This window comes from Kitasatospora cineracea (assembly GCF_003751605.1).
Classification (GTDB): Bacteria; Actinomycetota; Actinomycetes; order Streptomycetales; family Streptomycetaceae; genus Kitasatospora; species Kitasatospora cineracea.
This window is the reverse complement of record NZ_RJVJ01000001.1, coordinates 2177825-2202357: the sequence shown is the minus strand read 5'-3', so window position 1 is coordinate 2202357 and position 24533 is coordinate 2177825. Positions and strand designations below refer to the sequence as shown.

Below are 24533 nucleotides of genomic sequence, written 5' to 3'. Positions count from 1 at the left end.
GGGGAAGAATCGCGGAATCCCATGAGCTGCGCTGCGGCTACGGCACACACCGAGCGGGTGGAGTCTCCGCTGCGGCGGCCGATCTGCTGGCACGCACAAGGACCCGGGCACACCCCAGGCACAAGGTCAGAGCGTACCTAGCGCACAGGCGGCGGTCAAAACAAATGGAGTGCGCCCGGGTGGGCGGGCGTCCGGGTCCGGCACGGGACCGGGCCGCACGGAGTGTGCGGCGGCCGCGGTACGGCGCGGGGCGCGCGCGGGCGGGCGGGTTCAGCCGGACGCGACGGCCAGCAGGAAGAACAGCAGCCAGCCGGCCACCGAGAGCCAGCCCAGCACCAGGCCGAGCACGGCCAGGCCGTCGCCGTCCTCGCCGGTGGTGCGCAGCTTGGCCCGGGCCAGGTGGCCGGTGACCACGGCGGGCAGGCCGGTGGCGCCGAGGGTGAGCACGGTGAGGCAGCCGAGCGTCGCGGAGGCCACCGCGAGGCCGTTGTTGCGGGCGGGCGGCGGCGGCAGGAAGGCCGGCATCGGCATGAAGGTCGGCGGCACCACCGGGACGGGCGCGCCGAACGGCTGCACCATCGGCCCGGACGGCAGGTCGGCCACCAGCGCGGCCAACTGCCCGTAGGTGGCGGCCTGGTGGGTCGCGGACATCCGGTGCTCGTACTCGGCCGCGGTCAGCCGGCCCTCGGCGAAGGCGGCCTTCAGCACGTCGATGGTGCGCTCGCGGTCGGAGTTGGCGGCCCGCATCGCGGACTGCGGCGTCGGCGCCGGCTGCCAGGGCTGCTGCCCGTACGGCGCCGGCGGTCCCCATTGTCCTGCCACCGCGGCCTCCTCCCGTTCCCCCCTGCTGCGTGTGCGCTCCCAGGATGCAGGACGAACGGAGGGGCCGGGTAGTTGCCGGTCCCGGCGGGGGAGGGGTGGCGTACCGCCGAACGGGGGATGTCCGGGTAAAGGAATGATCATAGGGTCACGTCAGGCACGCCCTCGGCCACCGCTCCCCCGTGCAGGAACCCGTCGGAAGAATCCGTCCGGACCGCCGTCGACAAGGAGACCACCCGCCATGGAGGCGACCACCCCGCCGCCCGCCGTCTCGATCCGCGACCTGTGGAAGCGCTTCGGCGCGCAGACCGCCGTCGCCGGGCTCAGCCTCGACCTGCCCGCCGGGTCGTTCATCGGCCTGGTCGGCCCGAACGGGGCCGGCAAGACCACCACGCTGTCGATGGCCACCGGACTGCTGCGGCCCGACCGGGGGACGGTGCTGGTGCACGGCGCGGACGTCTGGCAGGACCCGGTCGCGGTGAAGGCCCGGATCGGCATCCTGCCCGAGGGGCTGCGGATGTTCGAGCGGCTCAGCGGACGCGAACTGCTGCGCTTCAACGGCCGGTTGCGCGGCCTGGACGGCGCGGAGACCGACCGGCGGGCCGAGGAGCTGCTGGCGGTGCTCGACCTGACCGGCGCCGCCGACAAGCTGGTCGCCGACTACTCCACCGGCATGCGCAAGAAGATCGGCCTGGCCGCCGCGCTGCTGCACAACCCGGACGTGCTGTTCCTGGACGAGCCGTTCGAGGGCGTCGACCCGGTCTCCGCGCAGACCATCCGCGGCGTGCTGACCCGGTACGCGGCCTCCGGGTCGACGGTGGTGTTCTCCAGCCACGTGATGGAGCTGGTCGAGTCGCTGTGCGACTGGGTCGCCGTGGTGAACGCCGGGCAGGTGGTCGCCGCCGGGCCCATCGACCGGGTGCGCGGCGGGACTTCGCTGCACCAGGCGTTCCTCGGGCTGGTCGGCGTCCGCGCGGACGACGGCCAGGCGCTCGACTGGCTGGGCGGGGGCCACCGTTGACCCCCGCCACCGCCCCCGCCACCGCTACCGCCGACGACCGGGCGGTCGTCCGCACCCTCGTCGCCCTGAAGCTCCGGCTGCTGCGCAACGGGCTGCGGCGCAGCCCCGGGCTGGCCGCCGGGTACCTGATCGGGCTGCTGGTCGGGCTGCTGTTCGGCCTGTCCGCGGCCCTCGGGCTGGCCGTGCTGCACGGCCGGACGGGGGCGGCGGACGCGGCCGCGGTGCTGGTCGCCGGGCTGACCGGGTGCTGGGCGGCGATGCCGCTGTTCTTCTTCTCCAGCGACGAGAGCGCCGACCCGACCCGGCTGACCATGCTGCCGCTGCGGCCCGCCGTGCTGCTGCGCGGCAGCCTGCTGGGCGGGCTGGTCGGGCCGGGGCCGCTGATCAACCTGCTGCTGCTGACCGGCGCCGCGGTCGCGGCCGGGCGGGGCGCGGCCTCGGCGGCGGTGGCGGTGCTCGCGGTGCCGCTGACCCTGCTGGTGCTGGTCGCGCTGATCCGGGCGATCGGGGCGGCCAACGCCCGGATGCTGTCCAGTCGGCGCGGCAAGGACTTCGCCGTCTTCGGCGGCCTGCTGTTCGCGGTGCTGGCGCAGGGCGGCAACCTCGCCCTGCAGAGCTCGCTGAACGGCTCCGGCCCGGGCGTCGACCTGTCGGTGCTGCACCCGTACGCCTCGGTGGTGCGGTGGCTGCCGCCGGTCGCGGCGATCGACGCGGTGCGCTCGGCCGGGGAGGGCGCGTACGCCGTCGCGGCCGGGCAGCTGCTGCTGACCGCGGCCCTGCTGGCGGTGCTGCTGCGCTGGTGGCTGCGCAGTCTGCGGGACCTGATGGTGAGCGGCGACTCCTCGACGCTGCTGGAGAGTTCGCCCGCCGCGGCGGCCCGGGCGGCGGGCCTGTGGCGGCTGCTGCCCGCGGGCCGGGTCGGCACCGTCGCCCAGCGGCAGCTGCGGTACGTCTGGCGGGAGCCGCGGGCGAAGGCCGCGGTGTTCACCGGCATCGGGATGACCGCGGTGTTCGCGGCGCTGTCGGTGGTGCAGGGCTGGAGCTCGGTGTACGTGATCGCCATCGGCGGCCTGATGCTCGGCCTGCAGTCCGGCAACCTGTTCGGCATGGACGGCTCCGGGTTCTGGATGATCGCCGCCACCCTGGCCACCCGGCGGGACGCCCGGGACGAACTGCGCGGCCGGGCCCTGGCCGTGGCGGCGTACGGCGTGCCGGTCCTGGTGCTGTTCGGGCCGCCGGTGGCCGCCCTCACCGGCGACTGGACCGGCCTGGCCCCCGCCCTCGGACTGGCCCTGGCCGTGCTCGGCACCGCGATCGGCCTGGGCTGCCTGCTCAGCGTGCACGCGCCGTACGCGCTGCCCGCCGACGGCAACCCGATGCGCAACGCGGCGCCCGGGCAGAACGGCGCGGTGATGCTCAACGCGTTCGGCTCGATGGTCGGCGTGGCGCTGCTCTGCCTGCCCTTCGGGGCCCTGCTCGGCTTCCTGCTGCTCGGCCACCACCCCGCCTGGCCGGTGCTGCCGGTGGGCGCGCTGTACGGGGCGGGCGCGGCCCTGCTGGGCGTCCGGCTGGCCTCGGGACGGCTGCTGGCGCGGGCGCCGGAGATCCTCGCCAAGGTCGTTGAGCGGTGACCGGCGGCGCGGGCTGAGGGCCGGACGGGCGGACGGGCCCGCTCCGGCATCATGGAGGGCGTCCCCTCCCCTCGTGTCCCCCCGTCCCCCGCAGGAAGCAGGAACCGCCGTGGCCAGCACCGATCAGCCCGTGGACGAGCTGGTGGCGGAGGCGGTGGCCCGGGTGGCGGGTGCGCAGCCCGGGGGCCTGGAGTACGTGGTGGACGGGGCGGCGTCGCTGCTGGCGGCCTCCGCGGACCGGTGGCCGGGGGTGAGCCGGGCGCTGCTGGGGGTGGCCGAGCGGGCGGTGGGCCGCTGCTGGGCGGCCGGCTGGCAGCCCGCCGACCTGGTGCGGGTGGCCCGGCGGGAGCTGGGCCCGGTGCAGGTCGCGCTGGCGGTGGACCTGATCGCGGCGGAGGGCCGGCGGCACCCGGCGGCGGCGCTGGACCGGCGCTGGCGGGAGCAGGTGCGGGAGTTGGACGCCCGGCCGTGGTGGCCGTCGGACGAGGCGTTCCTGCCGGAGTTCGCGGCCCGGCACCGGCTGGACCGGTTCGCGCTGGCGACGGCGGCGCTGGAGCTGCTGCGGGCCTGGGCGCTGCTGCCGCCGGTCCAGCCGGTGGGCCCGGTGCCCGGGCAGTCCGCGCCGCGGGCGAGCGAGCCCCGGTCGGGCGAGCCGCGGATGCTGGGCCGGATCCGGGCGCTGCTGGCGAAGGCCGAGTCGACCGGGTTCCCGGACGAGGCTGAGGCGCTGACCGCGAAGGCGCAGGAGCTGATGGCCCGGCACTCGATCGACGAGGCGCTGCTGGCGGCGGGGGGCGGCCGGTCGGCGGACGACCCGGCGGCGGTGCGGATCGGCGTGGACAACCCGTACGAGGGCCCGAAGACGATGCTGCTGGACGCGGTGGCGGCGGCGAACCGGTGCCGGGTGGTGTGGGCGAAGGAGTTCGGGTTCTGCACGGTGGTCGGCTTCGACGCCGACCTGGACGCGGTGGAGCTGCTGTACACCTCGCTGCTGGTGCAGGCGACGGCGGCGATGCACCGGGCGGGCAGCCGCAAGCACAAGGACGGCGCGGCCCGCACCAAGGCGTTCCGGCAGTCCTTCCTGGTGGCGTACGCGGCGCGGATCCGGGAGCGGCTGGCCGAGGCCACCGAGCGGGCCACCGAGGAGGCCGCGGCGGGCCGCCCGGACGGTGCCGGGAGCGGTGCCGGGGACGGTGCCGGGCCGGACGGCGGGCCGCTGCCGGCCGTCCCGGCCGGGGGCCTGCTGCCGGTACTGGCGGCCCGGGCGGAGGCCGTCGACGACGCGGTGGGCAAGATGTTCCCCAAACTGGTGTCGCAGCGCGTGCGGGTGAGCGACGGCGAGGGCTGGGTCGAGGGCCGGGCCGCCGCCGACCGCGCCTCCCTGCACCGCGGCTCGGGGCGCATCGCGCGCTGACCGGCCGGCGGCACCCGACCGAGGGGGAAGAGCGATGGACTTCACGGACCGGGTACGGGGCGCGCTGCTCGGCGGCGCGCTGGGCGACGCGCTGGGCTGGCCGGTCGAGTTCCAGCGGCTGGACCAGATCCGGGCCCGGTTCGGGCCGGACGGCCTGACCGACCTGGCGGACGCCGGGCTCGGCGGGCAGGTCACCGACGACACCCAGATGACCCTGTTCACCGCGGAGGGCCTGCTGCGCGGCGGCCGCCCGGAGGACCTGCACGCCGCGTACCGGCGCTGGTTCCTCACCCAGCGGCTGCCCGAGCCGGGCCGCGACCCGGACGGCTGGCTGGCCGCCCAGGACTTCCTGTACGCCTCCCGGGCCCCCGGCAACGCCTGCACCACCGGGGTGGCCACCGACTACCGGCCCGCCGCCCCGTTCGGCCAGGACGGCCCGGTCAACCCCGGTTCCAAGGGCTGCGGGACGGTGATGCGCTCGGCCCCGTTCGGCCTGTTCGGGCTGGGCCCGCAGGAGGCGTTCCGGCAGGCCGCGGTGGCCGCCCAGCTCACCCACGGCCACCCCACCGGCTACCTCGCGGCGGGCGCGTTCGCCGCCCTGGTCGCCCGGGTCGCCGCCGGGACGCCGCTGCGCGCGGCGCTCGACGCGGTCCTGGCCCAGGTCGACGCGCAGTACCTGGGGCAGGAGACCGGCGACGCGCTGCGCCGGGCCGTCCGGATCGCCGACGAGGGCCCCGGCAGCGCGGAGGGCGTGGAGCGGGTCGGCCTCGGCTGGATCGCCGAGGAGTGCCTGGCCGTCGCCGTGTACGCGGCCCTGGCCGCCCCGGACGCCCGCACCGCCCTGGTGCTCTCCGTCAACCACTCCGGCGACAGCGACTCCACCGGAGCGGTCTGCGGCAACCTGGTCGGCGCCCTGCACGGCCTGTCCGGCCTGCCGGCCGACTGGTGCGCCCTGGTGGAGGGCCGCGACGTCGTCCTGCAGGTGGCCGACGACCTGGTCACCGCGGCCACCCACGGCGACCGGTCGGCCCTGGCCGCTCGCTACCCGCAGGCGGCCGTCGCCGCGGCTGCCCCCGCTCCCGCCGCTCCCCCCGCCGCCGTTGTCGTCCCGGCCGACCCGTCCGGGCGGACGCGGTTCCGGCAGCGCGACACCGGCGTCTGACGGGCTGTCCGTCCGGCGGTTCAGTCCCAGTGGGCGCCGAAGAACAGCAGGTCCTCGCGGTACTCGATCCGGTCGGTCCAGTCGGCCGGCCAGGCGTCCGCGCCGCAGTGGGCGCCGGCGAAGGCTCCGGCCAGGCAGGCCAGCGAGTCGGAGTCGCCGGAGGAGACGGCGGCGCGGCGGACGGCGGCGACCGGGTCGTCGGGGAACAGCAGGAAGCAGAGCAGCGCGCCGGCGAAGGCCTCCTCGGCGACCCAGCCCCCGCCGGTGCGCTCGCACGGGTCGGCCTCGGGGTCGGCGGCGGCCAGTGCGGCGTCGAGCCGGTCGAGGGCGAGCAGGCACTCGTCCCAGCCGCGGGCGATGAACTCCTCCGGGGAGCCGAAGTGGTCCCGGGCGGAGAGGTCGCCGAGCCAGAACCCGTCGTAGCGGGTGCGCTGTTCGCGGGCGTGGGCGCGCAGCCGGGCGGGGAGTTCGGCGGGGTCGGCGCCCTGGGCGAGCCAGCGGACGGTGAAGGCGGTGAGTTCGCTGGCGGCCAGCGCGGTGGGGTGGCCGTGGGTGAGGCCGGACTGCAGCTGGGACGCGCCGGATACCTGACGGTCCGTCAGTTCGCGGACCAGGCCGAGCGGGGCGACCCGCATGTTCGCGCCGCAGCCCTTGGAGCCGAGGTCGCTGGCGGCCTGCCAGGGGCCGCCGGTGGAGAGCCGGGAGCAGGAGCGCAGGCAGGTCATGCCGGGGGCGCGGTCGTTGTCCGGGGAGCGCCACCAGTCCACGAACTCCTCGCGCAGCGGGAGTTCGAGGCGCAGCGGGACGAGCGGGCCCTCGGCGAGGGCGGCGCGCAGGGCGCGGGCGAGGGCCAGGGTCATCTGGGTGTCGTCGGTGACCTGGGCCTTCTTCGGGAGCGGGAGCCGCCGCCAGTCGGGGCTGAGCAGCCCGATCTCGTCGAGGTTCAGGAACTCGGTGCGCTTGCCCAGCGCGTCCCCGATCGCCAGTCCCAGCATCGCGCCCGTCGCCCGTCGCATCGCGTGTTCCCCCTCAGATCTCGACCAGCAGTTGCTCCAGTCCGCGGATCACGTAGCCGGGGCGCCAGTCGGGTTCGCGTCGCAGCGTCAGCCCGGGGGCCTTGCGGAGCAGTGCGCCGTAGGACTCGGTGAGTTCCATTCTGGCGAGCGGGGCGCCGAGGCAGAAGTGGATTCCGGCGCCGAAGGTGAGGTGCGGGTTGTCGGTGCGGCCGAGGTCGAGCCGCTCGGGGTCGGTGAAGCGGTCGGGGTCGTGGTTGGCGGAGCCGAACAGCAGGGCGACCTCGGCGCCGCGCGGGATGCGGGTGCCGGCCACCTCGATGTCGTCCAGCACCCAGCGTTCGAACATCTGCAGCGGGGTGTCGTACCGCATGAGTTCCTCGACGGCGGTGGGCAGCAGTTCGTCCACGGCGCCGCGCAGCCGGGCGAGTTCGCCGGGGTTGCGGAACAGGGCGAGCCAGCCGTTGCCGGTGGTGTTGACGGTGGCCTCGTGGCCGGCGTTGAGCAGCAGGACGCAGGTGGAGACCGTCTCCTGCTCGCTGAGCACCTGCCCGTCCTCGGCGGCCAGGGCCAGCGCGCTGATCAGGTCGGGGCCCGGGTCGGCGCGCCGGCGGAGGATCAACTCCCGCAGGTAAGACGAGAATTCGAGGCTGGCGGTGACGGCGCGGCGGGCGGTCTGCTCGCTCGGGTGGAGTTCGAACATGCCGGTGATGTCGGCGGACCAGGGGCGCAGCAGGTGCCGGTCGGACTCCGGGACGCCCAGCATCTCGGCGATCACCGCGACCGGCAGCGGTTCGGCGACCTCGGCGATCAGGTCGCCGCCGCCGTCGGCGAGCAGGCCGTCGACGAGTTCGCCGGCCAGCCGCCGGACGGTGGGGCGCAGCGACTCGACCATCCGCGGGGTGAACGCCTTGGCGACCAGGCGGCGGATCCGGGTGTGGTCGGGGCCCTCCAGGTCGAGCAGGCCGTGGTCGTTGAGGGTGTGGAACGGCTCGTGCGCGGGGTTCGGCGCGGGCTGCCCGAACTCCTCGTGGGTGAACCGGTGGGTGTAGGTGCGGCCGAGCCGCCGGTCCCGCAGCAGCGCGTTGACGTCGGCGTACCGGGAGACCAGCCACTGGCCGGTCGGCGCGTAGTGGTGGACGGGCGCCTGCTCGCGCAGCGCGGCGTACGCCGGGTAGGGGCGGGCCACGAACGCGGCCGACCACGGGTCGAAGGCGTCGATCGACATGGGGGTCCTCCCTGCTCGTCGGGCCGTCATGCTACGTCGCCGTCCCACCGTGCCCGTCCCGCTCCCCCGCGGCTCACACCTCGGACAGGTCGCCGTCCACCAGCCGGGCCACCAGCTCGGGCAGCGCCTGCGAGATCGGCACCTGGATCACCTCGTGCGCGGCCCAGTCCCACGGCGTGGGCTCGCCGTTGACCACGATCAGCCGCGCGTCGTGCTCCAGCGCGATCCTCGGCAGCAGCGCCGCCGGGTGCACCTGCAGCGAGCTGCCGATCGCCAGGAACACCTGGCAGTTCCTGGCGATCGCGTCCGCCTGCTGCAGCACCCGCTCGTCCAGTGCCTCGCCGAACATCACGGTGCGCGGCCGCAGCACCCCGCCGCACTGCTCGCACGCCGGGTCGTCCTCGCCCGCGGCGACCCGTTCCAGCGCCGCCGCCATCGGGCCGGTCACCCGGCAGCGCACGCACTGCACCTCGGTGGCCGTCCCGTGCAGTTCGACCACCTTGCGGGCCGGGAGCCCGGCCGCCTGGTGCAGCCCGTCCACGTTCTGCGTCAGCACCCGCATCGGGACGCCGGCCCGTTCCAGGTCCACCAGCGCCCGGTGCCCGGCGTTCGGCTCGGCGCCGATCGCGCCCGCGTCCCGCCGCATCAGCCAGGACCGGCGCCGCACCTCGCCGCTCGCCAGGTACGGGCCGATCGTCACCAGGTCCTGCGCGCCCGGGTCCCGCTGCCAGAGCCCCTGCGGTCCCCGGTAGTCGGGGATCCCCGAGTCCGTGGAGATGCCCGCACCCGTCAACACCGCCACCAGCGGCCGCTTCCCAGTCATTCCCCGGACGGTACGGCCCGCAGCCCGCCGCGGCCACCGGTTATCACCGGCCGGAACGCCAGCAGGTACAGCACCGCGCCGAGCGCCAGCAGGTCCAGCGACGCCCCCATCGCCAGGGTGCCCAGCAGCACCAGCGCCGGGCTCCACCACGGGACGGTCCGGTGCAGCGCCAGCCGCACCAGCAGCGCGAGCAGGCCGACGTACAGCAGCATCGGCACCACCGAGTACACCAGCGGCATCACCCCGGGCACCGACTGCACCCGGTCGAACAGCTCCGAGCGGGCCGCCCGGTCGGCCGAGACCGCGTTGGCGTACAGGTCGATGCCGGCCTGCGCGAGCCCCGCCGCGACCCCGGCGCAGCCGAGGCCGAGCCAGGTCCGGCCCCACGCCCCGGTGCGGCCGCCGAGCCGCCACAGTTCCACCAGCCCCGCACCCAGCAGGGCCAGTCCGGCGAACAGTGCCAGGTGCCCCACCGTCCAGCCGATGCCCACTCCGCGCGAGCCCGGCAGCAGCCGCACCAGCCCGTACACCGCCAGCAGTCCCGTTGCCCAGCCCAGTGCCCGTCGTCCCGCCGCCATTGTCCCAACCGCCTTGTGAGAGTGCCTTCTTGCCGACACCTCAACCCTCCTCCGCCGGGCGGCGCGGCGCCTCCCCCGCGCCGGTGAGAGTGCCCGCTCCCTCCTGCGGAGGAGCCCCTCGGGGCCTTCTCGGGGGCCGCCCGGAGCCCGGCGGGGGCACCCTGCCGCCCCCTAGGGGCCCGGGGAGTGCGGGCGGCCTACTCCCCCGCCGTGACCGCCCCCGCCTCGTACGCGAAGACCACCGCGTGCACCCGGTCGCGGAGGCCGAGTTTCTGCAGCAGGTTGCTGACGTGCGTCTTGACGGTGTGTTCGCTGACCACCAGTTCGGCGGCGATCTCGGCGTTGGACATGCCCCGGGCGACCAGCCGCAGGGTCTCCAACTCCCGTGCGGTGAGCGACTCCAGGAGCCGGCCGAGGATCCGCGGGACGACCGGCGCGGCGCCGGCCTTGCGGGCGGTGACCTCGCCGATGACGCGGCGGGTGACGGACGGGGCGAGCAGGGCCTCGCCGGAGTCGACGACCCGGACGGCGTGGACCAGGTCGTCGCGGCGGACGTCCTTGAGCAGGAAGCCGCTGGCCCCGGCGTGCAGCGCGTCGAAGACGTAGTCGTCGACGTCGAAGGTGGTGAGCATGATGACCTTGCAGGCGGGGTGTTCGGCGCAGACCCGGCGGGCGGCCTCGATGCCGTCCATGACGGGCATCCGGACGTCGAGCAGCAGCACGTCGGGGGCGTGGGCGCGGACGGCCTCGACGGCCTGCTGCCCGTCGCCGGCCTCGGCCACGACCTCGATGTCGGGCTGGGCGTCGAGGATCATGCCGAAGCCGGCCCGGACCAGCTCCTGGTCGTCGGCGATCACTACACGAATGGTCAACTCGCTTGCCTTTCTGGGGAGTTGTTCAGGCGTTGAGCGGCAGCACGGCGGCCACCAGGTAGCCGGGTCCGTCGGTCCGGGGCCCGGTCTCGGCGCTGCCGCCGCAGGCCGCCGCGCGCTCCCGGATGGAGAGCAGGCCGCGCCCGCCGGAGCGCCCGTCGATCCCGGCCCCGGCCCCGGCCCCGCTCCCGGCCGCGCCCGCCGCCCCGGCCCCGGCCCCGTCGTCGGCGACCTCGACCGCGAGCCGGGCCCCGTCCCGGACCGCGACCCGGACGCTGACGTGCCGGGCCCCGGCGTGCTTGACCACGTTGGTGAGGGCCTCCTGGACGATCCGGAAGGCCGCCGCCTGCACCTCGGCCGGCCCGGCCTCCTCGATCTCGGCGTCGACCGCCACCCCGGAGTCGCGGACCCGCTGCAGCACGCCCGCGAGTTCCGCCAGCCGGGGCTGCGGGGCGAGCGCGGGGGCCGCCCCCTCCTCCTTCAACACGCCGAGCACCCGCCGGAGTTGCACCATCGCGTCGCGCCCGGAGTCGGCGATCGCGTCGAACGCGCGGATCGCCCGGTCGGGGTTGCCGCGCACCACCAGCGGCCCGGCCTCGGCCTGGATCACCATCAGGGAGACCGCGTGGGCGAGGATGTCGTGCATCTCGCGGGCGATCCGGGCACGCTCCTCGGCGACGGCCCGGGCGGCGTCGCTGGCGGCCCGCAGCCCGGCCTGCCGGGCCCGTTCGGCCTCGACGCCGGCCAGTCGGCGCAGTTCCCGCACCAGCGAGCCGATGGCGAAGCTGCCCACCGACACCACCAGGCTGAACAGCATGCCGCCGAAGGACCGGGTGCCGACCACGTTGCCGACCACCACGAAGGCCAGCAGCACGGCGCGCTGCCAGTCCCGGCCGCGGTCGGCGACGGTGTAGATGGCGACCGCGGTGGCGACCTGGATCTGCGGCATGGCGAAGTGCGCGGTCACCGACAGCACCGCGGTGGGGACGGCGGTGACCACCATCACCGCCCACGGCGCCCGCTGCCGCCACCACAGCGGCAGCGACCCGGCCAGCGCCAACGCGTAGGCCCACCACTGGCGTTCGTCGTCGTGCTGGTCGGCGTACACCCCCCAGAGCGAGACGCCGACGGCGAGCGCCACCAGCGGCCCGTTCACCGCCCACGGCCGGGCCCGCCCCCAGGCCAGCAGGCCCTCCGTCCACTTCCCCATGCCGCGCATCCTCTCGCACCGTCGGCCGGCCGCCGCAGGGCCCTCCCGCACGCGCGAGGGGCGCCCCCGACCGGGAGCGCCCCTGCCCGGGTGTCAGGGCGTCACAGCAGCCGCTTGATCTCGCCGCGGGCCCGGTAGAACCCGCCGGACTCGGACCGGCGCACCTCGGCGACCAGGTACCTGGCCCCGGCGACCCGGACGTCCTTCGGGAACTGCACCCGCAGCGCCGCGTCGTAGCCGGGCGTGACCACCCGGACCCGCAGCCGCCCGCCCTCGGCCACGCACTCCACCTCGATGCCCCCGGCGCCCGTCCCGGCGGCCACCGCACCGGCGCTGACGGTCTCCAGCTCGGCGCCGGCCGCGACCCGTTCGACGCCCGCGCCGCTCACCTCGGCGGTGGCCGGCAGGGTGCCCTGCTCGGCGGCCCGCACGGCGCCCGGGGAGGCGTCCAGGCAGGCCAGCGAGCCGTCGGTGGTGACCAGGTACAGCCGCCCGTCGCGGTACTGCATGCTGTACGCGGAGCCGCAGCCGGTGCCGAGCTTCCACAGCCGGGTGCCGTCGGCGGCGAAGCAGTAGACGGAGGAGTGGTTGTCGCCCGCGAACACGAACTCCCCGTCGGGGGAGGCCGCGCAGGAGAACACCGCGGCGTCGCACTTGTACGCGGCGGCCTCCGAGCCGTCGGCCTTGCGCAGCCGGTGCACCCAGCCCTGCGAGGTGCCCGCGAACACCTCGTCCTCCTCCTGCCAGCCGAACAGCACCTGGCCCTTGGTCCGGGTGTGCCAGAGCTGGTCGCCGCCGCGCTTGGCGTACCGGGCGACGCCCGCCGACCAGCCGTGGTAGACCGAGTCGGCGTCGCAGCGCACCATCCAGCCGGACGAGCCCTGGGCGTTGCGCCGCCACTGGAACTCGTCCTCGTGGTCGACGGTGGTCAGCCCGCCGCGCTCGTCGGCGACGCCGAGCACCCCGTCGTGGATGTCCAGCCAGTAGATGTCCACGTCCTGGGCGATCTCGTACGCCACCCGCGGCACCTTCCCGCCGAGGTCGTACACCTTGCCGTCGTCGCAGCCCGCGTAGATCCACCAGTCGTCGGCGACGATGCACTTGACGCCGTCGGGCAGCCCGAACCGGCCGGTGACCTGCCCGTCGGTGGTCAGCGTGTAGACGTCGCCCTGCTCGTTGCCGACCCAGGCGTGCTCCTCGCCGACGTACACGCCGAAGGCGGGCGAGCCGGAGCGGAAGCGCCACAGCAGCGGCGCCTGGTGGGCGGTGGAGCGGCTGGAGGTGATCTGCCGGCGGGTCACGGACCGGCGCTGGCGCACGCCCCGGACGGCCGGCGCGTAGCCCTTGCGGACCTTCTCGCCGATCTTCTTCGCGGCCTGCGCGGCGGCCTTCTCGGGGCTCGCGCACACCGTGGTCTTGGTGGTGCCGCTCTCACCGATCCGCCCGTAGCGGATGGTCAACTCGGCTTCCTTGACCGTGACTTCGTAGAACTTGTGGGCGCTCCCCTGGTCCTCGGAGAGTTCCAGGTAGGTCACCTGCGGGTCCGCGGAAACGGTGGCAGCCATGGCCGACGCCCCTTTCGGGCACAGAGTTCGGGGGGAGCCGGCGGGGCCTGCGCCCTCCTGCCGACACCGCTCAACCTACGGCCCCGCACCGACAGCCGTCGATCAGCCGGTGGTGACCTTCACGCCGCCGGTGTTCGCCTGCGCGACCAGCGTGCGGCCCGCCCCGGCCTGCGAGGGGACGCTCACCTGGGTCCCGCCGGTCCGGGCCCGGGCGTCCACCGCGTACGCCTCCCCGGCGGGCACGGTCAGCTCCACCCCGCCGGTGTCGGTGCGCAGTTCGGCCCGGGTCGGCGCCGCGGCGAACCGCGCCGTCACCCCGCCGGTCTCGGCCTCCAGCGTGACGTTGGCGGCGCGCAGCCCGCTGGCCTCCACCCCGCCGGTGACGGTCCGCGCGGTGATGTCGCCCGCCATCCCGTGCAGCGAGATGCCGCCGGTGGTCTCCTTCAGCCGCAGCACCGTCCCGGCCGGCACCCGCACCCGGTAGCCGATCCCGCACTGCGAGCAGGAGTACGCCAGTTTCAGCACCCCGTCGGCGAGCACGTGGGTGGACTGCGGCTCCTGGTCCCGCCAGGTGCGCTTCTCCACCACCTGCACCGGCCCGTCCCCGGCCCGCACCTCGATCCCGCCGACCTGCCCGTCCACCTCCAACTCGGTGACCTGGCCGGGCACTTCGTACGACACCGTCTTCTTCTGGTCGTCCCACGGCCCGCACCCGACCGCCCCGACCGCCAGCAGCGCCACGACCGCCGCCGCCCCCATCAACCGCTTCACCGCGGCCTCCTCTCGACACCCACCAGTCTCCCGGCCGGCCCCCCGCCGCCGCCTCCCTCCAGGGAGTGGTTCCCCCGCCTCCGTCCCCAGGGGGATCCCCTAGTGGGAACGCCGCAGGGCGGCCACCCCGAGTGGGGTGACCGCCCTGCGGTGCAGCCGTGCCGGATCAGCCGGTGTACGGGCCGTAGTCGTAGTCGTCCAGCGGGACGGCCTGACCGGAGCCCGCGCCGAACGGCGACAGGTCGTAGTCGTCGTAGCCGACGGCCGAGTACATCGCGGCCTTGGCCTCCTCGGTCGGCTCGACCCGGATGTTGCGGTAGCGGGGCAGACCCGTACCGGCCGGGATGAGCTTGCCGAGGATGACGTTCTCCTTGAGGCCCAGCAGCGGGTCCGACTTGGCGTGGATCGCCGCGTCGGTGAGCACCCGGGTCGTCTCCTGGAAGGAGGCGGCCGACAGCCAGGACTCGGTGGCCAGCGAGGCCTTGGTGATACCCATCAGCTGCGGACGGCCGGAGGCGGGGTGGCCGCCCTCGGAGACCACACGACGGTTCTCCTGCTCGAAGCGGCCGCGCTCGACGAGCTCGCCCGGGAGCAGCTCGGCGTCGCCCGACTCGATGATCGTCACGCGGCGGAGCATCTGCCGGATGATGATCTCGATGTGCTTGTCGTGGATCGACACGCCCTGCGAGTTGTAGACCTTCTGGACCTCGGCCACCAGGTGGATCTGGACGGCACGCTGGCCCATGATGCGCAGCACGTCGTGCGGGTTGGTGGCGCCGACGGTCAGCTTCTGGCCGACCTCGACCGCCTCGCCCTCGCTGACCAGCAGCTTGACGCGCTTGGAGACCGGGTAGGCGATCTCGTCGCTGCCGTCGTCGGGGGTGACGACGACCTTGCGGGTCTTCTCGGTGTCCTCGATGCGGACCCGGCCCTGGGCCTCCGAGATCGGGGCGACACCCTTGGGGGTGCGGGCCTCGAAGAGCTCGACGACACGGGGCAGACCCTGGGTGATGTCGTCACCGGCCACACCACCGGTGTGGAAGGTGCGCATGGTCAGCTGGGTGCCGGGCTCACCGATGGACTGGGCGGCGATGATGCCGACCGCCTCACCGATGTCGACCAGCTTGCCGGTGGCCAGCGAGCGGCCGTAGCAGAAGGCGCAGGTGCCGACCGCGGACTCGCAGGTCAGGATCGAGCGGACCTTGACCTCGCTCACGCCGTGCCGGATCAGCTCGTCCATCAGGACGTCGCCGAGGTCGGTGTTGGCGGTGGCGATCAGCTTGCCGTCGACGGTGATGTCCTCGGCGAGCATGCGGGCGTAGACGCTGGTCTCGACGTCGTCGGCCTTGCGCAGCACGCCGTCCGCGCCGACCGAGCCGATCGACAGCTTGAGGCCGCGCTCGGTGCCGCAGTCCTCCTCGCGGATGATCACGTCCTGCGAGACGTCCACCAGACGACGGGTCAGGTAACCCGAGTCGGCGGTGCGCAGCGCGGTGTCGGCCAGACCCTTGCGGGCACCGTGGGTGGAGATGAAGTACTCCAGCACGGACAGGCCCTCACGGAACGAGGCCTTGATGGGACGCGCGATGGTCTCGTTCTTCGCGTTCGACACCAGACCACGCATACCGGCGATCTGACGCATCTGCATCATGTTTCCGCGGGCGCCCGAGTCGACCATCATGAAGATGGGGTTCGTCTTCGGGAAGTTCGCGGCCATCGCGTCGGCGACCTCGTTGGTCGCGCGGGTCCAGATGCCGATGAGCTCGGACTTGCGCTCGTTGTCGGTGATCAGACCGCGCTCGTACTGGCGCTGGACCTTCTCCGCCTGCGCCTCGTAGCCCTCCAGGATGGCGGGCTTGCTCGGCGGGACGATGACGTCCGAGATCGAGACGGTGACACCGGAACGGGTCGACCAGTGGAAGCCGGCCGCCTTCAGGTTGTCGAGCGCCGCGGCGACGACGACCTTCGGGTAGCGCTCGGCGAGGTCGTTGACGATCGCCGAGAGCTGCTTCTTGCCGATCTCGTAGTCGACGAACGGGTAGTCCTCGGGCAGCAGCTCGTTGAAGAGCGCCCGGCCCAGCGTGGTGGTGATCCGGAACGGCTCACCCTCGTGCCAGGTCGGCTGCCCGTCCTCGTCCACCGGCGGGGTCCAGCCGCGGGGCGGGACGGTGCCGGCGGCCATCCGCAGGTCGATGGTGGCCTGGACGTCCAGCTCGCGGGCGTCGAAGGCCATGATCGCCTCGGCGGTCGAGGAGAAGGAACGGCCCTTGCCCTTGACCTCCTCGCGGTCCGAGGTGAGGAAGAACAGGCCCAGCACCATGTCCTGGGTCGGCATGGTGACGGGGCGGCCGTCGGCCGGCTTCAGGATGTTGTTCGAGGACAGCATCAGGATGCGGGCCTCGGCCTGCGCCTCCGCGGACAGCGGCAGGTGCACGGCCATCTGGTCGCCGTCGAAGTCCGCGTTGAACGCGGTGCAGACGAGCGGGTGGATCTGGATGGCCTTGCCCTCGACCAGCTGCGGCTCGAAGGCCTGGATGCCGAGGCGGTGCAGGGTGGGCGCGCGGTTCAGCAGCACCGGGTGCTCGGCGATGACCTCTTCGAGGACGTCCCACACCACGGGGCGGGCGCGCTCGACCATGCGCTTGGCCGACTTGATGTTCTGCGCGTGGTTCAGGTCGACCAGGCGCTTCATCACGAACGGCTTGAAGAGCTCCAGCGCCATGGCCTTGGGCAGGCCGCACTGGTGCAGCTTGAGCTGCGGGCCGACGACGATGACCGAACGGGCCGAGTAGTCGACGCGCTTGCCGAGCAGGTTCTGGCGGAAACGACCCTGCTTGCCCTTGAGCATGTCGGACAGCGACTTCAGCGGACGGTTGCCGGGGCCCGTGACCGGGCGGCCGCGGCGGCCGTTGTCGAAGAGCGCGTCGACGGCCTCCTGGAGCATGCGCTTCTCGTTGTTCACGATGATCTCGGGCGCGCCGAGGTCGAGAAGCCGCTTCAGGCGGTTGTTGCGGTTGATGACGCGGCGGTACAGGTCGTTCAGGTCGGAGGTGGCGAAGCGGCCACCGTCGAGCTGGACCATCGGGCGCAGGTCCGGCGGGATCACCGGGACGCAGTCGAGCACCATGCCCTTGGGCTTGTTGCTGGTCTGCAGGAAGGCGGAGACGACCTTGAGGCGCTTGAGCGCGCGGGTCTTCTTCTGGCCCTTGCCGGTGCGGATGATCTCGCGGAGGCGCTCGGCCTCCTCGCCCAGGTCGAAGGACTCCAGGCGGTCCTTGAGGGCCGCGGCGCCCATCGAGCCGGAGAAGTAGGTGCCGAAGCGGTCGCGCAGCTCGCGGTAGAGCAGCTCGTCGCCCTCCAAGTCCTGGACCTTGAGGTTCTTGAACCGGGTCCAGACCTCGTCGAGGCGGTCGATCTCGCGCTGCGTGCGGTCGCGCAGCTGCTTCATCTCGCGCTCGGCGCCCTCGCGCACCTTGCGGCGCACGTCGGCCTTGGCGCCCTCGGCCTCCAGCTCGGCCAGGTCGGACTCGGCCTTCTTGGCCCGGGCCTCCAGGTCGCTGTCGCGCCGGTTCTCGATCTGCTGGCGCTCGACCGAGACGTGCGCCTCCAGGGACGGCAGGTCGCGCTGGCGGCGCTCGTCGTCGACCCAGGTGATCATGTAGGCGGCGAAGTAGATGACCTTCTCGAGGTCCTTCGGCGCCAGGTCCAGCAGGTAGCCCAGGCGCGACGGGACGCCCTTGAAGTACCAGATGTGGGTGACCGGGGCGGCCAGCTCGATGTGGCCCATCCGCTCGCGGCGCACCTTGGCGCGGGTCACCTCGACGCCGCAGCGCTCACAGATGATGCCCTTGAAGCGGACGCGCTTGTACTTGCCGCAGTAGCACTCCCAGTCCCGGGTGGGACCGAAGATCTTCTCGCAGAAGAGGCCGTCCTTTTCCGGCTTCAGCGTGCGGTAGTTGATGGTCTCCGGCTTCTTCACCTCGCCGTGCGACCACTGGCGGATGTCGTCGGCGGTGGCCAGTCCGATGCGGAGCTCGTCGAAGAAGTTGACGTCAAGCACTGGTCGTCAAGCCCTCTTTCGTGATTCGAGAGTCTGTCTGTTGGTCTGAGGGGGGCCTGGGGGCGGGCCGGCCGTTCGGGAACGGCCGGCCCGGCCTCCGTCAGACCTCTTCGACGCTGCTCGGCTCGCGCCGGGACAGGTCAATGCCGAGCTCCTCGGCGGCGCGGAACACGTCCTCGTCGCTGTCGCGCATCTCGATGGACTGGCCGTCCGAGGACAGCACCTCCACGTTGAGGCAGAGCGACTGCATTTCCTTGATGAGGACCTTGAAGGACTCGGGAATGCCGGGCTCGGGAATGTTCTCGCCCTTGACGATGGCCTCGTAGACCTTCACGCGGCCCAGGACGTCGTCGGACTTGATGGTGAGCAGCTCCTGCAGCGCGTAAGCGGCGCCGTACGCCTCAAGGGCCCACACCTCCATCTCACCGAAGCGCTGACCACCGAACTGCGCCTTACCACCGAGCGGCTGCTGGGTGATCATCGAGTACGGACCGGTCGAACGGGCGTGCAGCTTGTCGTCGACCAGGTGGTGCAGCTTGAGGATGTACATGTAGCCGACCGAGACCGGCATCGGGAACGGCTCGCCGGAGCGGCCGTCGAACAGGCGGGCCTTGCCGGTGGAGTTCACCAGGCGCTCACCGTCACGGGTGAGGGTGGTGTTGTCCAGCAGGCCGGTGATCTCGTCCTCGCGGGCGCCGTCGAAGACCGGGGTGGCGAGGTTGGTGCCGCCCTGGACCGTGTCGGCGCCGATCGCCTGGAGCCGCTTGGCCCACTCGTCGGCGAGGCCGGAGACGTCCCAGCCCTGCATGGCGAGCCAGCCGAGGTGGATCTCCAGGACCTGTCCCGGGTTCATTCGGGACGGGACGCCCAGCGGGTTCAGGATGATGTCGACCGGGGTGCCGTCCTCCAGGAACGGCATGTCCTCGACCGGCAGGATCTTGGAGATGACGCCCTTGTTGCCGTGGCGGCCGGCCAGCTTGTCACCGTTGGTGATCTTGCGCTTCTGGGCGACGTAGACGCGGACCAGCTGGTTCACGCCGGGGGGGAGCTCGTCCCCCTCCTCGCGGTCGAAGACGCGGACGCCGATGACCTTGCCGGACTCGCCGTGCGGCACCTTCAGCGAGGTGTCGCGGACCTCGCGGGCCTTCTCGCCGAAGATCGCGCGGAGCAGGCGCTCCTCCGGGGTCAGCTCGGTCTCGCCCTTCGGGGTGACCTTGCCGACCAGGATGTCGCCGGTGACGACGTCGGCGCCGATCCGGATGATGCCGCGCTCGTCGAGGTCGGCGAGGACCTCCTCGGAGACGTTCGGGATGTCCCGGGTGATCTCCTCGGGGCCCAGCTTGGTGTCACGGGCGTCGACCTCGTGCTCCTCGATGTGGATCGAGGAGAGGACGTCGTCCTGGACGAGGCGCTGCGACAGGATGATCGCGTCCTCGTAGTTGTGGCCCTCCCACGACATGAACGCCACGAGGAGGTTCTTGCCGAGGGCCATCTCGCCCTCGTCGGTGCACGGGCCGTCGGCCAGCACCTGGTTGACCTCGACCCGCTGGCCCTCGTCCACGAGCACCTTCTGGTTGAAGGCGGTGCCCTGGTTGGAGCGGGTGAACTTTGCGGCCCGGTAGGTGTTGTACGTGCCGTCGTCGTTGGCGACGGTGACGTAGTCGGCCGAGACCTCCTGCACCACGCCGGCCTTGTCGGCGGTGATCACGTCCGCGGCGTCGACGGCGCAGCGGTACTCCATGCCGGTGCCGACCAGCGGCGCCTCGCTGCGCAGCAGCGGGACGGCCTGGCGCATCATGTTCGAGCCCATCAGCGCGCGGTTGGCGTCGTCGTGCTCGAGGAAGGGGATCATGGCGGTCGCGACCGACACCATCTGGCGCGGCGAGACGTCCATGTAGTCGATCTCGGTGCCGGGGATGTAGTCGATCTCGCCGCCGCGGCGGCGGACCAGGACGCGCGGCTCGGCGAAGGTCAGCTCCGCGGTGAGCGGGGCGTTGGCCTGCGCGATGACGTACCGGTCCTCCTCGTCCGCGGTCAGGTAGTCGACGGCCTCGGTGACGACACCGTCGACGACCTTGCGGTACGGGGTCTCGATGAAGCCGAACGCGTTGACCCGGCCGTACGAGGCGAGCGAGCCGATCAGACCGATGTTCGGGCCTTCGGGGGTCTCGATCGGACACATGCGGCCGTAGTGCGAGGGGTGCACGTCACGGACCTCGAAGCCGGCCCGCTCGCGGGACAGACCACCGGGGCCGAGCGCGGACAGACGGCGCTTGTGGGTCAGGCCCGACAGCGGGTTCGTCTGGTCCATGAACTGCGACAGCTGGCTGGTGCCGAAGAACTCCTTGATGGAGGCGACGACCGGCCGGATGTTGATCAGGGTCTGCGGCGTGATCGCCTCGACGTCCTGGGTGGTCATCCGCTCGCGGACCACGCGCTCCATGCGGGCGAGGCCGGTGCGGACCTGGTTCTGGATCAGCTCGCCGACGTTGCGCAGGCGGCGGTTGCCGAAGTGGTCGATGTCGTCGACCTCGATGACGATGTCGCGGCTCGTGTCGTCGCGCCACTCGGTCTCGCCGGCGTGCAGCTTCACCAGGTACTTGATCGTCCCGATGATGTCCGGCTCGGTGAGCACGCCGGAGTCGAGCGACTCGGCGTTGCCCAGCTTCCGGTTCACCTTGTAGCGGCCGACCTTGGCGAGGTCGTAGCGCTTCGGGTTGAAGTACAGGTTCTCCAGCAGCGTCTGCGCGGCCTCGCGGGTCGGCGGCTCGCCCGGGCGCAGCTTGCGGTAGATGTCGAGCAGCGCGTCGTCCTGGCCCTGGGTGTGGTCCTTCTCCAGGGTGGCGCGCATGGACTCGTACTCGCCGAACTCCTCGAGGATCATCTCGGTGGTCCAGCCGAGGGCCTTGAGCAGCACGGTGACCGACTGCTTGCGCTTGCGGTCGATGCGGACACCGACCATGTCGCGCTTGTCGATCTCCATCTCCAGCCAGGCACCGCGGGAGGGGATGATCTTGGCGGAGAAGATGTCCTTGTCGGAGACCTTGTCCAGGGTGGAGTCGAAGTAGACGCCGGGGGAACGCACCAGCTGGGACACGACGACACGCTCGGTGCCGTTGATGATGAACGTGCCCTTGTTGGTCATGAGCGGGAAGTCGCCCATGAACACGGTCTGGGACTTGATCTCACCGGTCTCGTTGTTGGTGAACTCCGCGGTGACGAAGAGCGGGGCCGCGAAGGTGAAGTCGCGGTCCTTGCACTCGTCGATGGAGTTCTTGGGCGGCTCGAAACGGTGGTCCCGGAAGGTCAGGGACATCGACCCGCTGAAGTCCTCGATCGGGGAGATCTCTTCGAAGATCTCCTCCAGACCGGACTTGGTGGGGACGTCCTGACCGCTCTCCAGGGCAGCCTCGACCCGGGACTTCCAGGCCGCGTTCCCGAGCAGCCAGTCGAAGCTCTCGGTCTGCAGGGCGAGGAGGTTGGGGACCTCGAGGGGCTCCTTGATCTTCGCGAACGAGACGCGGAGCGGGGCGGTGGATGCGGAATTGTTCGAGGCGTTGCGCGGCGCGGCCAAGAGGGGGGTCCTTCCGAGGGCTCGGAGCTCACTACGCGCATACCGGCCGGGCCTTGGCCGAGGCGGAAAACCCCAGGTCAGGACAGGGACCACTCCGGGCGACGAGTCACGGAGCAGCTAACAGGCAGCGCAAAGGGACAGTGTAGCCAAAGGCGACACTGCTAGCAAGCCCTGATTCGGAGACCGAATCGGACGCTCCTCCCGTACAACCGACAACCCGGGCAGTGATCCCTCACCGGCCGGGCCGTCGCACCCACTTCTGCGTCACCGGGAACCTTCCCAGTGCCGCCGCCGAATATGCATCGGAGACGGTTCCGCTTGGGCACGCGCCTTGAGAATCGCGCGCCGCGTGCTGTTCGTCAAGGCCCGCACCAGGGTGTGGACCTCGTACTGCCCATCGTCCGGACCGCCCGGCGCGTTACACGCTGCCCGTGTCCGGGGGCCGACGACAGCGATCACCCTACTCCCGGCCGCCGACAGGAGCCGAGTCCGGCTTGGGCCATCGGGAGCAACCCGGCCGCCCCGGCCCGGAACGCGAGCAGGCCGGGCCGGCCACCCCGAAGGGTGGCCGGCCCGGCCGGAGGAGCACCTCTCAGAGAGAGGGACGAGTCACTTGACGGTGACCTTGGCGCCAGCGCCCTCGAGCTGGGCCTTCGCCTTCTCGGCGACGTCCTTGGCGACCTTCTCGAGAACCTTCGCACCGGCGGTGTCGACGAGGTCCTTGGCCTCCTTCAGGCCGAGGGAGGTGAGGGCGCGCACCTCCTTGATGACCTGGATCTTCTTGTCGCCGGCACCGTCGAGGATGACGTCGAACTCGTCCTGCTCCTCGACGGCCTCGGCGACGGCGCCCGGGCCGGCAACGCCGGCAACGGCGACCGGGGCGGCGGCGGTGACGTCGAACTTCTCCTCGAACGCCTTCACGAACTCGGAGAGCTCGATCAGGGTCATGCCCTCGAACTGCTCGAGCAGGTCCTCGGTGCTGAGCTTCGCCATGATTGGCGTCCTTCCACTAAATCGGCAGGTGCCGGATGTACGGGTTGGCGGGCGTGCTTACGGGCCCGCTGGGACGGGAGTGGTTACTCCGCGTCCTCGGCGGGAGCCGGAGTACCGGCACCGCCCTGCTCGACCTTCTCGCGCAGCGCCTCAACGGTGCGCACGAGCTTGGACGGGAGCGCCTGGAAGACGGCGGCAGCCTGGGAGGGCTTGGCCTTCAGGGCGCCCGCCAGCTTGGCGAGCAGCACCTCGCGGGACTCGAGGTCCGCGAGCTTCTTGATCTCATCGGCGGACAGCGCCTTACCGTCAAGGACACCGCCCTTGATGATGAGAGCAGGGTTCTCCTTGGCGAAGTCACGCAGAGCCTTCGCCGACTCCACCGGGTCACCGGTGACGAAGGCGACAGCCGTCGGACCGGCGAACAGGTCGTCCAGCTCGGAGATCCCGGCCTCGTTGGCCGCGATCTTGGTCAGCGTGTTCTTCACCACGGCGTAATCGGCGTTGCCGCCGAGCGAGCGACGAAGCGTCTTCAGCTGCTTCACCGTGAGACCGCGGTACTCGGTCAGAACGGCGGCGCTGGAGGCACGGAACTTGTCCGTGATCTCGGCGACGTCGGCAGCCTTGTCGGGCCTGGCCATAGGCTTACGCCTCCTTCCGTGATGTCGAAGTCGGGCCGACCTTCGAGAAGTCGACCATCCAACGCCGCGGACCCCAGGAAGCGAAGAAGCCCCGGCGCGCAGGCGCACGGGGCTTGCAATGACCTCGACGGACCGTGAACGGCCCGGAGATCCTCACTCTGCTCCACAACCTGCGCGGGCGGTCCGCAACGTGTGCGGACCCTTCGGTACCGTCCACCCTCGCGGGGAACGGCGACAACCAGCGGTCTTTGGCTCGGCCAGCCTAACGGGACGAAACGGGTTTGGCCAAATCGGCTTCCGGGAACGGCCCCGGCCTACGGGAGCGGCGGCGGGCTGGCGCCGGTGCCGGGCGCGGTGTCGGCCTCCGCGGGGGCCTGCACCGAGATCGCGGAACTGCCGAACTCGGTGTAGTCGACGGTGTCCACCTCGGCGGCGGCCCGGCGCAGCCGGACCAGCTGGTCGTGGTCGTCGAGCCAGAGGTCGAGCACCACGTCGCCGGGGCCGAGCGCGGCCTCCAGCGCCTGCCGCCGGCCCTGGTCGAGCTGGTTCTGCGCGGCGGCGTACCGGGCGGCGCTCACCGTGACCCGGTAGTGCTCGACGGTGGTGTCGAGCAGCTTCTCCTCGCCGATCAGCCGCGGCTCGTCCGCGGCCGCCGCGGCGGCGACCGCGATCACCGGGCTGAGCCGGTCGATCAGGCCGCCGTACGGGATCCGGCCGTCGGAGAACTTCTGCCAGTGCGGGCCGCCGAGCCGGGCCGCGGTCCCCGGGTCACCGCCCAGGTAGGCGGAGGTGTCCAGCACCACCAAGGTCCGGCCCACCCCCTCGGCCTGGTACTTCAGCACCGTCTTGGGCGCCCAGAACAGCGCGCCCTTGGCGTCCTCGCCGCCGAGCACCGCCGTGTACTCGGCGCGCCGGGCGTCGTGCAGCGCCAGCTGGGCGGAGAGCAGCACCCCGTGCGGGGAGCGGTCGGTCGGGCTGGGCTCCCCGGTGGACGGGGTCGGGCTGGACGGGGAGGCGGGGTCGGCGGCGGTGCCCGAACCGGTGCAGGCGGTGGCCGTGCCGGCCAGCAGGACGGCCGCCAGCAGGGCCGCGGCCCAACGCGCCGGTGCCGCCATCGGTCCCTCCTCCTGCCGTTCCCCGCCGTCCGGTCCCCCCACGATG

The 24533-nt window shown here is 72.7% G+C and carries 18 protein-coding genes; 4 read left to right on the top strand and 14 right to left on the bottom strand.

Annotated features, from left to right (window positions below; genetic code table 11):
* Positions 1-270 precede the first annotated feature (270 nt).
* Positions 271-822, bottom strand: a complete 552-nt coding sequence (locus EDD39_RS10160) for a DUF1707 and DUF4190 domain-containing protein (RefSeq protein WP_341869150.1) — start codon at positions 820-822, stop codon at positions 271-273.
* A 238-nt stretch (positions 823-1060) separates the two neighbouring features.
* On the opposite strand from EDD39_RS10160, the gene EDD39_RS10155 reads away from it, so the two are divergent.
* The 4 genes from EDD39_RS10155 to EDD39_RS10140 all read left to right on the top strand — a co-directional run bounded on the left by EDD39_RS10155 (position 1061) and on the right by EDD39_RS10140 (position 6047).
* Entirely contained in the window at positions 1061-1840 is a 780-nt protein-coding gene (locus tag EDD39_RS10155) for an ABC transporter ATP-binding protein (protein WP_123554981.1), read from the top strand.
* A complete protein-coding gene (locus tag EDD39_RS10150; protein ID WP_123554979.1) occupies positions 1837-3471 on the top strand; it encodes a transporter in 1635 nt (544 codons plus the stop codon). The genes EDD39_RS10155 and EDD39_RS10150 overlap by 4 nt, the downstream gene beginning before the upstream one ends.
* A gap of 109 nt (positions 3472-3580) precedes the next feature.
* The gene (locus tag EDD39_RS10145) at positions 3581-4885 is read left to right on the top strand and encodes a DUF2786 domain-containing protein (RefSeq protein WP_123554978.1); all 1305 of its coding nucleotides are present in this window, start codon (positions 3581-3583) and stop codon (positions 4883-4885) included.
* Between the two features lie 34 nt (positions 4886-4919).
* Positions 4920-6047, top strand: a complete 1128-nt coding sequence (locus EDD39_RS10140; RefSeq protein ID WP_123554976.1) for an ADP-ribosylglycohydrolase family protein — start codon at positions 4920-4922, stop codon at positions 6045-6047.
* Between the two features lie 20 nt (positions 6048-6067).
* Here EDD39_RS10140 and EDD39_RS10135 read toward each other — a convergent pair whose 3' ends face one another.
* The 13 genes from EDD39_RS10135 to EDD39_RS10075 form a co-directional block, all read right to left on the bottom strand.
* Positions 6068-7063: an ADP-ribosylglycohydrolase family protein gene (locus EDD39_RS10135; RefSeq protein ID WP_162869985.1), complete on the bottom strand. Its 996-nt coding sequence runs from the start codon at positions 7061-7063 to the stop codon at positions 6068-6070.
* A gap of 13 nt (positions 7064-7076) precedes the next feature.
* Positions 7077-8288, bottom strand: coding sequence for a cytochrome P450 (locus tag EDD39_RS10130; RefSeq protein WP_123554971.1), 1212 nt, complete (start codon positions 8286-8288; stop codon positions 7077-7079).
* A gap of 73 nt (positions 8289-8361) precedes the next feature.
* Entirely contained in the window at positions 8362-9111 is a 750-nt protein-coding gene (locus tag EDD39_RS10125) for an SIR2 family NAD-dependent protein deacylase (RefSeq protein WP_123554969.1), read from the bottom strand.
* Entirely contained in the window at positions 9108-9689 is a 582-nt protein-coding gene (locus EDD39_RS10120) for a hypothetical protein (protein WP_123818183.1), read from the bottom strand. Before EDD39_RS10120 ends, EDD39_RS10125 begins: the two co-directional genes overlap by 4 nt.
* 197 nt (positions 9690-9886) lie before the next feature.
* The gene (locus EDD39_RS10115) at positions 9887-10561 is read right to left on the bottom strand and encodes a response regulator transcription factor (protein WP_030457444.1); all 675 of its coding nucleotides are present in this window, start codon (positions 10559-10561) and stop codon (positions 9887-9889) included.
* 25 nt (positions 10562-10586) lie between these two features.
* A complete protein-coding gene (locus EDD39_RS10110; RefSeq protein ID WP_123554966.1) occupies positions 10587-11771 on the bottom strand; it encodes a sensor histidine kinase in 1185 nt (394 codons plus the stop codon).
* Between the two features lie 101 nt (positions 11772-11872).
* A complete protein-coding gene (locus tag EDD39_RS10105) occupies positions 11873-13336 on the bottom strand; it encodes a WGR domain-containing protein (protein WP_123554964.1) in 1464 nt (487 codons plus the stop codon).
* 102 nt (positions 13337-13438) lie between these two features.
* Positions 13439-14107, bottom strand: coding sequence for a DUF4097 family beta strand repeat-containing protein (locus EDD39_RS10100; RefSeq protein ID WP_123554962.1), 669 nt, complete (start codon positions 14105-14107; stop codon positions 13439-13441).
* A 166-nt stretch (positions 14108-14273) separates the two neighbouring features.
* Complete coding sequence (locus EDD39_RS10095) at positions 14274-18167, bottom strand: DNA-directed RNA polymerase subunit beta' (protein WP_123554960.1); 3894 nt, start codon at positions 18165-18167, stop codon at positions 14274-14276.
* Between the two features lie 100 nt (positions 18168-18267).
* The gene (gene rpoB / locus EDD39_RS10090; RefSeq protein WP_030457449.1) at positions 18268-21741 is read right to left on the bottom strand and encodes a DNA-directed RNA polymerase subunit beta; all 3474 of its coding nucleotides are present in this window, start codon (positions 21739-21741) and stop codon (positions 18268-18270) included.
* 609 nt (positions 21742-22350) lie between these two features.
* On the bottom strand, positions 22351-22734 hold the full coding sequence (rplL, locus tag EDD39_RS10085; RefSeq protein ID WP_123554958.1) for a 50S ribosomal protein L7/L12: 384 nt from the start codon (positions 22732-22734) through the stop codon (positions 22351-22353).
* A gap of 83 nt (positions 22735-22817) precedes the next feature.
* Complete coding sequence (gene rplJ, locus EDD39_RS10080) at positions 22818-23372, bottom strand: 50S ribosomal protein L10 (protein WP_014136320.1); 555 nt, start codon at positions 23370-23372, stop codon at positions 22818-22820.
* 314 nt (positions 23373-23686) lie between these two features.
* On the bottom strand, positions 23687-24487 hold the full coding sequence (locus EDD39_RS10075) for an SCO4651 family lipoprotein (protein WP_123554956.1): 801 nt from the start codon (positions 24485-24487) through the stop codon (positions 23687-23689).
* Positions 24488-24533 lie beyond the last annotated feature (46 nt).